Annotated in this window: 17 protein-coding genes and 1 tRNA gene; 10 read left to right on the forward strand and 8 right to left on the reverse strand. The window is 67.3% G+C overall.

Features of this window, described 5'->3' with window-relative positions; translation table 11 throughout:
- Positions 1–3: 3 nt before the first annotated feature.
- The 7 genes from LGM42_RS05375 to LGM42_RS05405 form a co-directional block, all read right to left on the reverse strand.
- Complete coding sequence (locus LGM42_RS05375) at positions 4–696, reverse strand: amino acid ABC transporter permease (RefSeq protein WP_006484207.1); 693 nt, start codon at positions 694–696, stop codon at positions 4–6.
- A 122-nt stretch (positions 697–818) separates the two neighbouring features.
- A complete protein-coding gene (locus LGM42_RS05380; protein WP_059584318.1) occupies positions 819–1,613 on the reverse strand; it encodes a cystine ABC transporter substrate-binding protein in 795 nt (264 codons plus the stop codon).
- Positions 1,614–1,712: 99 nt separating this feature from the next.
- Positions 1,713–2,750, reverse strand: coding sequence for a quinone-dependent dihydroorotate dehydrogenase (locus LGM42_RS05385; RefSeq protein ID WP_226231737.1), 1,038 nt, complete (start codon positions 2,748–2,750; stop codon positions 1,713–1,715).
- Positions 2,751–2,848: 98 nt separating this feature from the next.
- Positions 2,849–3,679: an arginyltransferase gene (locus tag LGM42_RS05390; RefSeq protein ID WP_059584315.1), complete on the reverse strand. Its 831-nt coding sequence runs from the start codon at positions 3,677–3,679 to the stop codon at positions 2,849–2,851.
- A gap of 33 nt (positions 3,680–3,712) precedes the next feature.
- The gene (gene aat / locus LGM42_RS05395; RefSeq protein ID WP_059584314.1) at positions 3,713–4,477 is read right to left on the reverse strand and encodes a leucyl/phenylalanyl-tRNA--protein transferase; all 765 of its coding nucleotides are present in this window, start codon (positions 4,475–4,477) and stop codon (positions 3,713–3,715) included.
- A 10-nt stretch (positions 4,478–4,487) separates the two neighbouring features.
- The gene (locus LGM42_RS05400; RefSeq protein ID WP_006476111.1) at positions 4,488–5,033 is read right to left on the reverse strand and encodes an NUDIX hydrolase; all 546 of its coding nucleotides are present in this window, start codon (positions 5,031–5,033) and stop codon (positions 4,488–4,490) included.
- A 183-nt stretch (positions 5,034–5,216) separates the two neighbouring features.
- Positions 5,217–5,293: transfer RNA gene (locus LGM42_RS05405), tRNA-Met, on the reverse strand.
- Between the two features lie 197 nt (positions 5,294–5,490).
- On the opposite strand from LGM42_RS05405, the gene LGM42_RS05410 reads away from it, so the two are divergent.
- The 3 genes from LGM42_RS05410 to LGM42_RS05420 are packed head-to-tail and all read left to right on the forward strand — an operon-like array spanning position 5,491 to position 7,516.
- Complete coding sequence (locus tag LGM42_RS05410; RefSeq protein ID WP_006476110.1) at positions 5,491–5,988, forward strand: heme-degrading domain-containing protein; 498 nt, start codon at positions 5,491–5,493, stop codon at positions 5,986–5,988.
- Between the two features lie 9 nt (positions 5,989–5,997).
- Positions 5,998–6,330, forward strand: coding sequence for a DMT family transporter (locus tag LGM42_RS05415; protein ID WP_371090929.1), 333 nt, complete (start codon positions 5,998–6,000; stop codon positions 6,328–6,330).
- Between the two features lie 31 nt (positions 6,331–6,361).
- The gene (locus LGM42_RS05420; RefSeq protein ID WP_226231738.1) at positions 6,362–7,516 is read left to right on the forward strand and encodes an enoyl-CoA hydratase/isomerase family protein; all 1,155 of its coding nucleotides are present in this window, start codon (positions 6,362–6,364) and stop codon (positions 7,514–7,516) included.
- A 127-nt stretch (positions 7,517–7,643) separates the two neighbouring features.
- Here the strand turns inward: LGM42_RS05420 and LGM42_RS05425 are convergent, their stop codons facing one another.
- The gene (locus LGM42_RS05425; RefSeq protein ID WP_059584310.1) at positions 7,644–8,072 is read right to left on the reverse strand and encodes a hypothetical protein; all 429 of its coding nucleotides are present in this window, start codon (positions 8,070–8,072) and stop codon (positions 7,644–7,646) included.
- 341 nt (positions 8,073–8,413) lie between these two features.
- Here LGM42_RS05425 and ssuD point away from each other — a divergent pair, with 341 nt between their 5' ends.
- The 7 genes from ssuD (at position 8,414) to dusA (ending at position 13,387) form a co-directional block, all read left to right on the forward strand.
- Positions 8,414–9,571, forward strand: coding sequence for an FMNH2-dependent alkanesulfonate monooxygenase (ssuD, locus tag LGM42_RS05430; protein WP_099316360.1), 1,158 nt, complete (start codon positions 8,414–8,416; stop codon positions 9,569–9,571).
- Between the two features lie 16 nt (positions 9,572–9,587).
- The gene (ssuC, locus tag LGM42_RS05435) at positions 9,588–10,400 is read left to right on the forward strand and encodes an aliphatic sulfonate ABC transporter permease SsuC (protein WP_226231739.1); all 813 of its coding nucleotides are present in this window, start codon (positions 9,588–9,590) and stop codon (positions 10,398–10,400) included.
- Entirely contained in the window at positions 10,397–11,356 is a 960-nt protein-coding gene (locus LGM42_RS05440) for an ATP-binding cassette domain-containing protein (RefSeq protein WP_226231740.1), read from the forward strand. Before ssuC ends, LGM42_RS05440 begins: the two co-directional genes overlap by 4 nt.
- 57 nt (positions 11,357–11,413) lie before the next feature.
- Positions 11,414–11,629, forward strand: coding sequence for a TOBE domain-containing protein (locus tag LGM42_RS05445; protein ID WP_006476104.1), 216 nt, complete (start codon positions 11,414–11,416; stop codon positions 11,627–11,629).
- Between the two features lie 144 nt (positions 11,630–11,773).
- Complete coding sequence (locus LGM42_RS05450; RefSeq protein WP_006484168.1) at positions 11,774–11,971, forward strand: hypothetical protein; 198 nt, start codon at positions 11,774–11,776, stop codon at positions 11,969–11,971.
- A 55-nt stretch (positions 11,972–12,026) separates the two neighbouring features.
- A complete protein-coding gene (locus LGM42_RS05455) occupies positions 12,027–12,272 on the forward strand; it encodes a hypothetical protein (RefSeq protein WP_059584304.1) in 246 nt (81 codons plus the stop codon).
- 128 nt (positions 12,273–12,400) lie between these two features.
- Positions 12,401–13,387 (forward strand): tRNA dihydrouridine(20/20a) synthase DusA, encoded by a 987-nt coding sequence (gene dusA / locus LGM42_RS05460; RefSeq protein WP_059584302.1) that lies wholly within the window; start codon positions 12,401–12,403, stop codon positions 13,385–13,387.
- The last annotated feature ends 32 nt before the right edge of the window (positions 13,388–13,419 follow it).

Genomic DNA, 13,419 nt, shown 5'->3' on the forward strand with positions numbered 1-13,419 from the left:
GGCTCAGTGCCGCGACGGCAGCGACAGGCGCTTTTCGTACCAGCGCTGCACCCATTCGAGGATCTGGCACAGGATCCAGTACACGGCCGCGGCGGCGAGATAGAGCGGCAGCGGCTGATAGGTCGCCGCGATCACTTCCTGCGCGCTGCGCAGCAGTTCGGTCACGGTGATCACGGACACGAGCGACGTGTCCTTGATCAGGCTGATCAGGCTGTTCGACAGGCTCGGCACCGCAATGCGCAGCGCCTGCGGGCCGATCACGTAGCGTAGCGTCTGCCCCCACGACAGCCCCAGGCTGTACGCGGCGAGCCACTGGCCGCGCGCGATCCCGTTGATCGCGCCGCGCATGCTTTCCGACATGTAGGCCGCGACGTTCGCGGACAGCGCGATGACGCCGGCCGGCGTCGGGTCGAGCGAGATGCCGAGGCTCGGCAGCCCGTAATAAATGACGAAGATCTGCACGAGCAGCGGCGTGCCGCGCATCAGGCTCACGTACGCGCGCGCCAGCCACGCGAGCGCGTTGACCCAGATGCGCTCGAAGCCGTCGAGCGCTTCGCTCTGCCGGATGCCCATCATCGCGAGCACGACGGCGCCAAGCAGGCCGAACACCATCGACAGCACGGCGAACTTGACGGTCAGCACGGCACCCTGGGCGAGCACCGGCAGCGATTGGACGAGCAGGGACGTTGTCGACATGGAATACGAAGCGAATGCGTGCGCGAAAGCGCAATCATAAACCGGACCGATAAAACAAAGGGCGGCATCGTTGCGGATGCCGCCCTTTCCGGCCCGCCGTCAGGCGGGAAATGCAGGCGTGCTTACTTGAGCGGTTTCGTCACGTCGATGCCGAACCACTTGTCGGAGATCTTCGTGAACGTGCCGTCGGCTTCGAGTTGCGCCATCGCGTCGTCGATCGCCTTCTGGAACTTCGGGTTGCCCTTCTTGAACGGGATGCCCGACGGGTTCGCCGAACCGACGTTCGCGCCCGGGCGCAGCGGCAGCTGCGAATTCTTCGTCAGGTACGCGAGCATCAGGCGGTCGTTGAGCGCCGCGTCGAGGCGGCCGGCCGCGAGATCGCGCAGGTACTCGGGCGCGCCCGGGTACGTCTTCACGTCGATGCCCGGCACCGATTTCGCCATGTCCATGTAGTTCGTGCCGAGCGCGACGCCGAGCTTCTTGCCCTTCAGGTCTTCCAGCGACTTGAACGCGCGCGTGTCGTCCTTGCGCTGGATCAGCTGCGCGGACGAGTACGTGTATGCGGGCGAGAAGTCGAGCGTTTCCTTGCGCTTGTCGGTGATGCCGACCTGGTTGACGATCACGTCGAACTTGCCGGCCTGCAGGCCCGCGATGATGCCGCTCCATTCGGTCGTCACGAATTCCGCCTTCACGCCGAGCTTCGCCGCGACGGCCTTCGCGATGTCGACGTCGAAGCCGACGAGGTCGCCTTGCGGGCTCTTCGAGTTGAACGGCGGGAACGTGCCTTCGAGGCCGACGCGCAGCGTGCCGCGTTGTTTGACCTGATCGAGGAGGTCGGCCGCATGCGCGGTTGCCGCGGCGAACGACATGCCGATCGCGCCGGCAACCAGCAGCTTCTTCAACAGCGGAAATTTCATCGTGTGTGTCCTTGCCCTGGTGGGGTCAATGGTTTTCGTCATATGGCGATGATAGCAAAAATGCTATCGATAGCTAAATATACTTTGCTTATGGCTATATTACGCGCCGCGTCCGCTGGCGATCGCCTTCACGCATTCCGACACGAGCGCCGGGCCGCGATAAATGAAGCCGGTATAGAGCTGGACGAGCGCCGCGCCGGCCGCCAGCTTCGCACGGGCATCCTCGCCCGAGAAAATGCCGCCGACGCCGATGATCGGCACGTCGTTGCCGACTTCCGCATGCAGCTTGCGGATCACTTCGTTCGATGCGTCGAACACCGGGCGGCCCGACAGGCCGCCGGCTTCGTCCGCATGCGGCAGGCCCTGGACGGCCGCGCGCGACAGCGTCGTATTGGTGGCGATGACCGCTTCGATCTTGTGGCGCAGCAGCGTGTCGCCGATTTCCTTGACCTGTTCGTCGTCGAGATCGGGTGCGATCTTCAGTGCGAGCGGAACGAGCTTGCCGTGCAGGTCGGCGAGGCGCTGCTGCTTGTCCTTCAGCGCGGCGAGCAGCGCGTCGAGCTCGCCCGCGCCCTGCAACTGGCGCAGGTTCTTCGTGTTCGGCGACGAGATGTTGATCGTCACGTAGCTCGCGAACGGATACACGCGCTCGAGGCAGTACAGGTAATCCTCGGCCGCGCGCTCGATCGGCGTGTCGGCGTTCTTGCCGATGTTCAGGCCGAGGACGCCGCGATAGCGGGCGGCCTGGACGTTCTTCACGAACTGGTCGACGCCGTGGTTGTTGAAGCCCATCCGGTTGATCAGCGCTTCCGCCTGCGGCAGCCGGAACATCCGCGGGCGCGGATTGCCGGGCTGCGGGCGCGGCGTGACCGTGCCGACCTCGATGAAGCCGAAGCCGAGCGCCGCGAGGCCGTCGATGGCCGCGCCGTCCTTGTCGAGGCCGGCCGCGAGGCCGACCGGGTTGCGGAACGTGAGCCCCATCACGGTACGCGGCGCGTCGGGCACGCGCGCCGACAGCGCGCAGGCTAGGCCCGTACGGCCGGCCGCGCCGAGCGCGCGCAGCGTAAGGTGGTGAGCGTCTTCCGCATCCATCCTGAACAGGGATGCGCGGGCCAGCGGGTAGAGGGAACTGAACACGGGAATGGGGCGGACGGCCGGAATGAATGACAACCCGCTATTTTACCGGGAGTTGCGCGGCACGGGCGCGCTTCGCTTCGTAGCCGCCGCGGCGCGCGTCAGCTCGACCCGGAATGCCCGCCCGGCAACGGCGCGCGCGCGAGCGCCGCGTCGACGGGCGGCAGGTCGACCCGTTCCGGATCGAGCGTCTTCCAGCGGCCGTCGATCAGCCCTTCGAGCGGATGGAAGTTCGCCTTGTAGGCCATCTTCGGGCTCTCGCGGATCCAGTAGCCGAGGTACACGTAGGGCAGCCCGAGGCTCTTCGCCTGCTCGATCTGCCACAGGATGTTGTAGGTGCCGTAGCTCGTGTGCCGGTCGTCGGGCTCGAAGAACGTATAGACCGACGACAGGCCGTCGCCGAGGATGTCGATCATGCTGACCATCCGCAGCTTGCCGGGTTCGCCGCCCGGCGCGTCGAGGTCGCGGAATTCGACGAGGCGCGAGTTGATCCGGCTTTGCAGCAGGAACTGTTCGTACTGGTCGCGGCTGTCGCGGTCCATGCCGCCGCCCGCATGGCGCGCGGACTGGTAGCGCATGTACAGCGCGTAGTGTTCTTCGTCGTAGTGCAGCGGCGACACCGTCGCGACCAGCGCGCGATGCCGTTTCCACATCCGGCGCTGCGTGCGCGTCGGCGCGAACGCGGCGACCGGCACGCGCACCGGCACGCATGCGCGGCAGCCGTCGCAGTACGGGCGGTACGTGAACACGCCCGAGCGGCGGAAGCCGGCCTTCACGAGCTCGGTGTAGATGTCGGAATTGATCAGGTGGCTCGGCGTCGCGACTTGCGAGCGCGCGATGCGGCCGTCCAGATAACTGCACGGATAGGGCGCCGTTGCATAGAATTGCAGCGCCGAAAGCGGTGAAAGCGGCAGCTCAGTCGGATGAGTCATGGGCAGCTCTCGATGCAGGGAAGGAGTGCCGCGCTAGCGCTCGGTCCCGGTGGGCGCCGCCGTTTCGGCGGGGCTCGTCAGCGCGGCGAGCACGCGCTTGTCGAAGTGCCACGGAATCGGCGGTTCGGCTACCGCGCGGCGCACGTGAGCGACAAAGGCCTTGCGTGCGATCTCGCGGCCGCCGAGCGACGCTAGATGCGACGTATTCTGCTGGCAGTCTATCATTTCCAGCCCGTGCTCGCGAAGGTGCGCGACGAGCGCGGCCAGCGCGATTTTCGACGCGTCGGTCACGTCCGCATACATCGACTCGCCGAAAAACATCCGGCCGAACGACACGCCGTACAGGCCGCCGACGCGGCGCCCGTCGTGCCACGTCTCGATGCTGTGCGCGTTGCCGGAGCGGTAGAGCGACGTATAGGCGTCGATGATCTCGGCGGTGATCCAGGTGCCGCGCTGCCCGCGGCGCGGCGCCTGCGCGCAGGCGCGCATCACGCCGGGAAAGTCGTGATCGACGCGCACTTCCCATTGAGGCTCGCGCAGCACGCGCTTGAGCGTCTTGCGCAGCGAAGGCGACACCTTGAATTCGGCCGGCACGAGGATCATGCGCGGGTCGGGGCTCCACCACAGCACCGGCTGGCCGTCCGAGTACCACGGGAAGATGCCGCGCAGGTAGGCGTCGATGAGGCGCGATGGCAGCAGGTCGGCGCTCGCGGCGAGCAGCCCGGGCGCACCCGTCGCGGGGCCGAGCGCGCGCTCGATGGGCGGGAACGGATCGTCCGGGCCGAGCCAGGGAACCATGGGGCGCGGCTCAGCCGTTGCGCAGCGAGCGGAAGATATCGCCGGTGTGCACGCCGTAGTCGCCGGCGGCGCGATCGGCGAAGAAGAACCGCAGGGTCTGGCTGACGGTCGGGAACGCGATCTCGTCCCACGGGATGTCCGCTTCGTCGAACAGTTTCACCTCGAGGCTTTCCTCGCCGGCTTCGAAGCCCGGGTCGGTGAGCCGTGCGAGGTAGAACAGATGGACCTGGTGCACGTGCGGCACGTTCAGCAGCGTGAACAGGTTCTGCACCTCGACGCGCGCGCCGGCTTCCTCGAGGGTCTCGCGCGCGGCGGCTTCCGCGGTCGTTTCGCCCATTTCCATGAAACCGGCCGGCAGCGTCCAGAATCCGTAGCGCGGTTCGATCGCGCGGCGGCACAGCAGGATCTGGTCGCCCCAGACCGGCACCGTGCCGACGACGTTGCGCGGATTCTGATAATGGATCGTGCCGCAGTGATCGCAGACGAAGCGTTCACGATTGTCGCCCGGAGGAATGCGCGCGAGGACTTCGTGACCGCAGACGGAGCAGAATTTCATGTCGAGTGGAAGGGACGAGGTGATGCGAGTGTATCACCGGGCCGCGGCATTCTTGAACGCCTGCGCATGCGGCGGCGTGTCGTGCGAAACGGCGGGTGCGCGAGTGAAGGGCGCGCGGCGCCCGGACGCGCAAAAACAAAAAGCCCGACGCGAGGCCGGGCTTTCTGCGAAATTCTGGACGGTTGGTTGCGGGGGTAGGATTTGAACCTACGACCTTCGGGTTATGAGCCCGACGAGCTGCCAGACTGCTCCACCCCGCGTCCGTCGAAGAATTGAATTATAGGGGCTATCCCGAATGCGTGCAAGTGTTTTGTGCCAATCGCATGGCGAGCGCTGGTGGGGCCGGTACGGGCAGGCACGTGCGCTAGAATCGAGCGGTTTGTGTCGTCATCCCGGCAGCGGCCCGGCGCGATCGCATCGGCGCCGTTGCGGCTCTCCTTACTGCATCGACGGATTCATGGACATCGCTCACGATCTGCAATCGATCGGCGCGCAGGAACAGGCGCTCGTGTTTCCCCATTTCGACCCGGCTCGCGCATGGGCGCTCGGCAACCGGATGCATGCGCTCGCGACGTCGCGCGGTCATGCGATCGCGATCGACATCGTCACGTTCGGCCAGCCGCTGTTTTACGCGGCGCTCGCCGGAGCCACGCCCGACAACGCCGACTGGGTGCGCCGCAAGCGCAACGTCGTCGCGCATTTTCGCCGCAGCTCGTACGCGATCGGCCTGCGCATGCAGCAGGCCGGCGCGACGCTCGCGGACAAGCACGGATTGCCGGTCGCCGAGTATGCGTCGCACGGCGGCTCGTTTCCGCTGACCGTCGCCGGCGCCGGCGTGATCGGCTCGATCACCGCGTCCGGGTTGCCGCAGCGCGCGGATCACGAGTTCGTCGTCGAGGCGCTGTGCGCCGAGCTCGGCCACGACTACGCGGTACTGGCCCTCGCAAGGAGCTGAGCGATGCAACTGCCCGGCTACGCATGGCTCGCGATCGCGATCGTCGCGGAAGTGATCGGCACGTCCGCGCTGCGCGCGGCGGACGGTTTCACGCGCTTGTGGCCGTCGGTGCTCGTCGTCGCCGGTTACGGCGTCGCGTTCTACTGCCTGTCGCTCACGTTGCGTACGATGCCGGTCGGCATCATCTATGCAGTCTGGTCGGGCGCCGGCATCGTGCTGATCACGCTCGTCGCGATGCTGCTCTATCGTCAGGTGCCGGACGTGCCGGCGGTGATCGGCCTCGGGCTGATCATCGCGGGTGTCGTGGTGCTGAACCTGTTCTCGAAGATGCAGGCGCACTGAGCGTGCGACTGCCGTTTGCCGGACGACCTTCATGACCGATTCCACTTCCGCCGCCGTTTCCGTCGAATCCGCCCAGCCCGACGTGCGCGCGTATGTCGCGAACCGCATCGGCTTTCTCGAACTGAACCGGCCGAAGGCGCTGAACGCGCTGTCGGTCGGCATGATCCGGCTGATGCAGCAGGCGCTCGACGCGTGGCGCGACGATCCCGACGTCGTCGCGGTCGTCGTGCACAGCCCGCATCCGCGCGCGTTCTGCGCGGGCGGCGACGTGCGCTTCTTCCACGACGCGTGGCAGCGCGGCGACCGCGACGCGGTCGACACGTTCTTCATCGAGGAATACACGCTGAACCATGCGCTCTTCACGTATCCGAAGCCGTACATCGCGCTGATGCACGGTGTCGTGATGGGCGGCGGCATGGGGATCTCGCAGGCGGCGCGGCACACGGGCGGCCTGCGCGTCGTGACCGATTCGACGAAGATGGCGATGCCCGAAACGCGCATCGGCCTGTTCCCGGACGTCGGGATGAGCTGGTTTCTCGCGCGTACGCCCGGCGCGATCGGCCGCTATCTCGCGGTGACGGGCGCGACGCTCGACGCGGCCGGCGCGCTGTACGCGCAACTCGCCGACGTCTATCTGCCCGATGCCGCGCTGCCGGCGCTGCTCGACACGCTGCGCGGCGCGCGCATCGACAGCGGCGCGCAGGCCGTCGCGTGCGTGATCGACGCGGCTGCCGCGCACAAGGTCGTGCCGACGCCCGACACGTCGGCGCTTGCCGATGCGCGCGCCGGGATCGACCGGCATTTCGCGCAACCCGACCTCGACGCGATCCTCGCGTCGCTCGACGCCGAGCCCGATTGCGCGGCGGTCGACGGGTGGATCGAGAAGGCGACCCATGCGATGCGCGAGCAGTTGTCGCCGCTGTCGATGGCCGTGTCGCTCGAAGTCGTCGAACGCGCGCGCGGCGCGACGATGGCCGATTGCCTGCGGCGCGATCTCGACCTCACGCGCTCGACCTTCGCGCACGGCGACGTGATCGAAGGCGTGCGCGCGCTGATCGTCGACAAGGATCATCAGCCGGTGTGGCGCTTCAAGTCGGCCGCCGACGTCGCGCGCGCCGACGTGCTCGCGATGTTCGACAGTCCGTGGACGCCCGACACGCATCCGCTGCGCAAGCTGAAGGACTGACGCCGATCGGGCTGGCCCGCGCGGCCGACCGACGCGCGACACGGAAACGCAAAGGCCGCGTGCAGATGCACGCGGCCTTTTTCATGGAAGTCGGCTGGTCCCGAAGGACGCGTCGCCCGCGCCGGCGTTATTCGTCGCCCGCGTCGTCCGACATGAACGCGCGCATGAACACGAGCGCGCCGAAGCCCCACACCGCATTCGCCGCGAAGCCGGCCGCGAGCACGGGCAGCATGTTGCCCGACGGCCAGATGCCGCGCAGCGGATCGATCGCGAACACGCGGGCGGCCGTCAGCACGATACCGCCGAACACCAGCGCGCCGATCCACGATGCTTCGCGCTCGGGCGAGACGCGCAACAGCCACGCCATCGGAATCGCGCAGCACGCGCTGATCAGTGCGTTCGCGACAAATTCAGGAATGCCGAGCGGCGCGAACGGTTGTGTCGAGAAGCCGGTTGCGGCGATCAGGTCGGCCGTGTGGAGAAGGGCGAGCGTGGCCTCGCGGAAGAACAGGGCGGCCAGGAAGCCGGACAGGAAGGGCAGGATGACTTTCTGCATCGATGAGTGCACCGCAGGCGCGCACGGCCGGGGCCGGGCGCGCGGAGTTATTCGGATAGGTGCGCCATTATAGGGCCCGGCCGCGGCGATATTCGCTCCAGCGTCGCGCTAATCACGAAAGCGGAAAACCTAAGCTCAAAAAAATCGTTCCAAAGCCTGGTACCGATCCCTAGACTGATTTCCCAGAAACAGCCGTGCGATCGCGTCCTCGTCCGCTGCACGGCGTGACCGGCGAGCCATCCCGATTCGAATGCACACCATGCATGCGTCGCTCATCCGCGACGCGAGCAGGGTGATGTTTTTTTCAAATTTCGGCAGTGACAGTCAAGCAGGAGCAGCAGATGAATGTGTTCTGGTTTATCCCCACGCATGGCGACAGCCGCTATCTCGGCACGGCCGAAGGCGCGCGCGCCGCGGACTACGATTACTTCAAGCAGGTCGCCGTGGCGGCGGACACGCTCGGCTACGACGGCGTGCTGCTGCCGACCGGCCGCTCCTGCGAGGATGCGTGGGTCGTCGCGTCGAGCCTGATTCCCGCGACGCAGCGCCTGAAGTTCCTGGTCGCCGTGCGCCCCGGCATCGCTTCGCCGGGGCTCGCCGCGCGGATGGCCGCGACGTTCGACCGCCTGTCGGGCGGCCGCCTGCTGATCAACGTCGTCACGGGCGGCGATGCGGCCGAGCTGGAAGGCGACGGCCTCTTCGCCGATCACGACACGCGCTACGAGATTACCGACGATTTCCTGAACATCTGGCGCGGGCTGCTTGCCGCGTCGCACGACAACGGCGGGTTCGACTACATCGGCAAGCACCTGCAGTCGAAAGGCGGCAAGGCGCTTTACCCGCCCGTGCAGCGCCCGCATCCGCCGCTGTGGTTCGGCGGCTCGTCGCCGGCCGCTCACGCGATCGCCGCCGATCACATCGATACCTACCTGACCTGGGGCGAGCCGCCCGAGGCCGTCGCGAAGAAGATCGCCGACATCCGTGCCCGTGCCGACGCGCGTGGCCGCAAGATCAAGTTCGGCATCCGCCTGCACGTGATCGTGCGCGAGACCGAGGACGAAGCATGGCGTGACGCCGAGCGGCTGATCAGCCGGCTCGACGACGACACGATCGCACGTGCGCAGAAGGCGTTCGCGAACATGGATTCGGAAGGTCAGCGCCGGATGGCCGCACTGCACGGCGGCAAGCGAGGCGGCCGCGAGGCGCTCGAGGTCTATCCGAACCTGTGGGCCGGCGTGGGGCTCGTGCGCGGCGGTGCCGGCACGGCGCTCGTCGGCAATCCCGAGCAGGTCGCGGAACGCATGCGCGAATACGCGGATCTCGGCATCGAGACGTTCATCCTGTCCGGCTATCCGCACCTCGAGGAGTCGTATCGCTTCGCCGAGCTCGTGTTCCCGCTGATCAAGGGCAAGGGCGTGGAGAGAGCCGCCGGCCCGCTGTCGGGGCCGTTCGGCGAGATCGTCGGCAACAACTATCTGCCGAAGACGAGCCAGAGCTGAGCGACGGAGGCCTGCGATGACAACGAAAACCTCGACGACGGGCGTCGCCGTGGCCGCCCGCGCGTGGCACGGCGTCGCGCCGTGGCTCGTGCCGCTCGCGTTGCTGGTGGTATGGGAAGTCGGTGCGCGCACCGGCTGGCTGTCGACCCGCGTGCTGCCCGAGCCGGTAGCGGTCGTGCGCGCGGCGTGGTCGCTCGTGACGTCGGGCGAAATGTGGGCGAACGTGAAAGTGAGTACGTGGCGCGCGCTGTTCGGCTTCGCGATCGGCGGCGGCGTCGGCCTCGCGCTGGGGCTCGCGACCGGGCTGTCGAAAGCGGCCGAGGTCGCGCTCGACTCGACGATCCAGATGATCCGCAACATTCCGGCGCTCGCGATGATTCCGCTCGTGATCCTGTGGTTCGGCATCGACGAGAAGGCGAAACTGTTCCTCGTCGCGCTCGGCGTGTTCTTCCCCGTCTACATCAATACGTATCACGGGATCCGCTCGGTCGACGCGAACCTGATCGAGATGGCGAAGAGCTACGGCGTGCGCGGCTTCGCGCTGTACCGCGACGTGATCCTGCCCGGCGCGTTGCCGTCGATCCTCGTCGGCGTGCGTTTCGCGCTCGGGCTGATGTGGGTGATGCTGATCGTCGCGGAAACGATCTCCGCGCAGTCGGGCATCGGCTACATGACGATGAACGCGCGTGAATTCCTGCAAACCGACGTGGTGGTGGTCGGCATCCTGCTGTACGCGGTGCTCGGCAAGCTGGCCGATGTGCTGGCGAAATCGATCGAGCGGGTGACGCTGCGCTGGCACCCCGCCTATCAATCAGGAGCAAAGGCATGAATGCGACGACTTCGGCGGCCGCCTACGGCCCGCTCGCCGGCGCAGACCTCGAGGCCGAGCTCGCGCAGGCCCGCGTCGCGGATGGCGACGCGCGCGATGCGGCGATCCTCGAACGCGACGGCAGCGCATCGGTCGTGCCGCTGGCACGGCGGCGCCCGGGCAGCCCGGCTCTCGACGACGCGGTCACGCTGTCGGGCGTCAGCAAGCGCTTCGGCGCCCGCACGGTGCTCGACAACGTCGAGCTCGGCATCGCGCGCGGCAGCTTCGTCGCGATCGTTGGCCGCAGCGGCTGCGGGAAATCGACGTTGCTGCGCCTCGTCGCGGGGCTCGAGCAACCGAGCAGCGGCGCGCTCGTGACGCGCGGCGAAGGCGGCGGTGCGCTCGATACACGGATCATGTACCAGGATGCGCGCCTGCTGCCGTGGAAGACCGTGCTCCAGAACGTGATGCTGGGGCTCGGCCGCGGCGCGCGCGACCAGGCCCGCGCGGTGCTCGACGAAGTCGGCCTGCTGGAACGCGCGAACGACTGGCCCGCGCAACTGTCGGGCGGCCAGCGGCAGCGCGTCGCACTGGCACGCGCGCTCGTGCACCGGCCGCAACTGCTGTTGCTCGACGAGCCGCTCGGTGCGCTGGACGCGCTTACCCGCATCGAGATGCATGCGCTGATCGAGCGCCTGTGGCGCGAACACCGGTTCACCGCGCTGCTCGTCACGCACGACGTGCAGGAGGCCGTCGCGCTCGGCGACCGCATCCTGTTGATCGAGCAGGGGCGGGTGGCGCTCGATCAGTCGGTGCCGCTCGACCGGCCGCGCGCCCGCGCGTCGGCCGCCTTCGCGGCGCTGGAGGACCGCGTGCTGAAACGCGTACTCGCCGGCGGCCCCGGCGCGGGCGAGCACGACGCGGCGCATGAAGCAGACAAGGTTCGACCGGTCGGGCAGATCCGCTGGGCCGTTTAATTCCGGGCGGCTTCGGCCGCCCGTTCTGAGACTTTTTTCTTCGGAGCGATCATCCCGATGAGCATCACTGCAATCAACGTACGTAACCAGTTCAAGGGCAAGGTCAAGGAGATCATCCGCGGTTCCGTGGTCTCCGAAGTCGACGTCGAGACGCCGTTCGGCATCGTCACGTCGGTGATCACCACCCGTTCGGTGGACGAACTCGAACTGAAGGTCGGCGCCGAAGTCGTCGCGCTCGTGAAGTCGACGGAAGTCTCGATCGCGCGTCTCTGAGCGCGCGGGTCGCGCCTCGGTGCGGCGCCGCCGGGCAGCGTGCCCGCCGGCGCCGCATTGCATTTCGCGCGGCGCGTTTGCCACGGTATTCGGCTTCCGGGCGAAGTGCTAGGATGGAACGACACCGATGCCGGAGGCCAACGCATGACCCCCATCCTTTCCCCCGAAGCCATCGAGGCGCTGAAATGGATCGACCAGTTCGGCGACAGCCGGCCGGTTCCCGCGGCGTTCGACGACGTCGTCTACGCGTTGCTGAATGACGGGCTGATCTATCAGGCGACGGCCGACCGGGTCGATCTGACGGCCGATGGCCGGTCGTTTTTGTCCGACGAATACGATTGAGCGCGCGGCGCCGGCCGCGCGGGCGGCTTGGCGCGGCATCACCACGGAGCGTGCGATGGAACCGAGAGGGAGCGACCTCGGCGATTTCAGCGAGCCGTACCGCGGCTTCGAGATCGAGGTGAAGACCGAGCAGGTCTGGGACGGCGAGCGGGCGCACTATCGCGTGCTGCAGGGCGATGCCGTGCGGATCGACTGGCGGCTGGTCAAGATCGACGGGATGCTGCTCACCGAACGGCGCGTGATCGAGCGCGTGTTCGACGAGGCGCGCCGCGCGGTCGATGCTGAATTGGGCGGCCGGTAGTGCGCGTGTCGGGCGGGCAGGGCCGGTATTGCGGTAAAATGTCGGGTTGTTCCGTGCCGTCTGGCCTGTACCCGAATTCCATGTCCGTTCCACCCTCGCTTCCTCCCCGCCGCGTATCCGTCGCGCCGATGCTCGACTGGACCGATCGCCATTGCAGGTCGTTCCACCGCACGCTGACGCGCAATACGTGGCTGTATACGGAGATGATCACGACGGGCGCGCTGCTGTTCGGCGACGCCCAGCGGCATCTTGCGTTCACGCCGAGCGAATCGCCGGTCGCGCTGCAATTGGGCGGCAGCGAGCGGGACGATCTCGCGCGCGCGGCGAAGCTCGGCGAGCAGTGGGGCTACGACGAGATCAACCTGAACTGCGGGTGTCCGTCCGAGCGCGTGCAGCGCGGTGCGTTCGGTGCGTGCCTGATGAACGAGCCGCCGCTCGTCGCCGACTGCGTGAAGGCGATGCGCGATGCAGTGTCGGTGCCGGTGACGGTCAAGCACCGGATCGGCGTCGACGCGGTCGAGGACTACGCGTTCGTGCGCGACTTCGTCGGCACGGTGGCCGAGGCCGGGTGCGAAACGTTCGTCGTGCATGCGCGCAACGCGATCCTGAAAGGGCTGTCGCCGAAGGAGAATCGCGAGATCCCGCCGCTCAAGTACGACTATGCGTATCGGTTGAAGCGCGATTTTCCGTCGCTGGAGATCGTGATCAACGGCGGCATCACGACGCTCGATGAGGTTGCGCGGCATCTCGAGCACGTCGATGGCGTGATGCTCGGCCGCGAGGCCTATCACAACCCGTACGTGCTGGCGGAGGTCGATGCGCGGTTCTACGGAGCGACCTCGGCGGTGCCGACGCGCGAAGAGGCCGAGGCGCAATTGATCGCGTATTGCGCGGCCGAGCTGAAGCGCGGGACCTACCTCGGCGCGATCGTGCGGCACGCGCTCGGGCTGTATCGCGGCATGCCGGGCGCGCGCGGCTGGCGTCGCGTGCTGTCGGACAACAAGAAGCTCGCACGCGGCGATCTGGCCGTGTTCGACGAGGCGCGTGCGCATCTGAACGCGGCCGAAGAAATTTTTGAAAAAAATGCTTTGCAAGATTCAAAAGACTTCGTATAATCTTGTTCTTCGCTGCTGAAACAAAACAGCGA

Source organism: Burkholderia sp. AU39826, from assembly GCF_020419965.1.
Classification (GTDB): Bacteria; Pseudomonadota; Gammaproteobacteria; order Burkholderiales; family Burkholderiaceae; genus Burkholderia; species Burkholderia semiarida.

What these genes read in the sequence shown, in the direction of transcription:
- LGM42_RS05375 (WP_006484207.1), bottom strand. Translation starts at nt 696, where the DNA reads ATGTCGACAACGTCCCTGCTCGTCCAATCGCTGCCGGTGCTCGCCCAG.
- LGM42_RS05380 (WP_059584318.1), bottom strand. Translation starts at nt 1,613, where the DNA reads ATGAAATTTCCGCTGTTGAAGAAGCTGCTGGTTGCCGGCGCGATCGGC.
- LGM42_RS05390 (WP_059584315.1), bottom strand. Translation starts at nt 3,679, where the DNA reads ATGACTCATCCGACTGAGCTGCCGCTTTCACCGCTTTCGGCGCTGCAA.
- aat (WP_059584314.1), bottom strand. Translation starts at nt 4,477, where the DNA reads ATGGTTCCCTGGCTCGGCCCGGACGATCCGTTCCCGCCCATCGAGCGC.
- LGM42_RS05400 (WP_006476111.1), bottom strand. Translation starts at nt 5,033, where the DNA reads ATGAAATTCTGCTCCGTCTGCGGTCACGAAGTCCTCGCGCGCATTCCT.
- LGM42_RS05410 (WP_006476110.1), top strand. Translation starts at nt 5,491, where the DNA reads ATGGACATCGCTCACGATCTGCAATCGATCGGCGCGCAGGAACAGGCG.
- LGM42_RS05420 (WP_226231738.1), top strand. Translation starts at nt 6,362, where the DNA reads ATGACCGATTCCACTTCCGCCGCCGTTTCCGTCGAATCCGCCCAGCCC.
- LGM42_RS05425 (WP_059584310.1), bottom strand. Translation starts at nt 8,072, where the DNA reads ATGCAGAAAGTCATCCTGCCCTTCCTGTCCGGCTTCCTGGCCGCCCTG.
- ssuD (WP_099316360.1), top strand. Translation starts at nt 8,414, where the DNA reads ATGAATGTGTTCTGGTTTATCCCCACGCATGGCGACAGCCGCTATCTC.
- ssuC (WP_226231739.1), top strand. Translation starts at nt 9,588, where the DNA reads ATGACAACGAAAACCTCGACGACGGGCGTCGCCGTGGCCGCCCGCGCG.
- LGM42_RS05440 (WP_226231740.1), top strand. Translation starts at nt 10,397, where the DNA reads ATGAATGCGACGACTTCGGCGGCCGCCTACGGCCCGCTCGCCGGCGCA.
- LGM42_RS05445 (WP_006476104.1), top strand. Translation starts at nt 11,414, where the DNA reads ATGAGCATCACTGCAATCAACGTACGTAACCAGTTCAAGGGCAAGGTC.
- LGM42_RS05450 (WP_006484168.1), top strand. Translation starts at nt 11,774, where the DNA reads ATGACCCCCATCCTTTCCCCCGAAGCCATCGAGGCGCTGAAATGGATC.
- LGM42_RS05455 (WP_059584304.1), top strand. Translation starts at nt 12,027, where the DNA reads ATGGAACCGAGAGGGAGCGACCTCGGCGATTTCAGCGAGCCGTACCGC.
- dusA (WP_059584302.1), top strand. Translation starts at nt 12,401, where the DNA reads ATGCTCGACTGGACCGATCGCCATTGCAGGTCGTTCCACCGCACGCTG.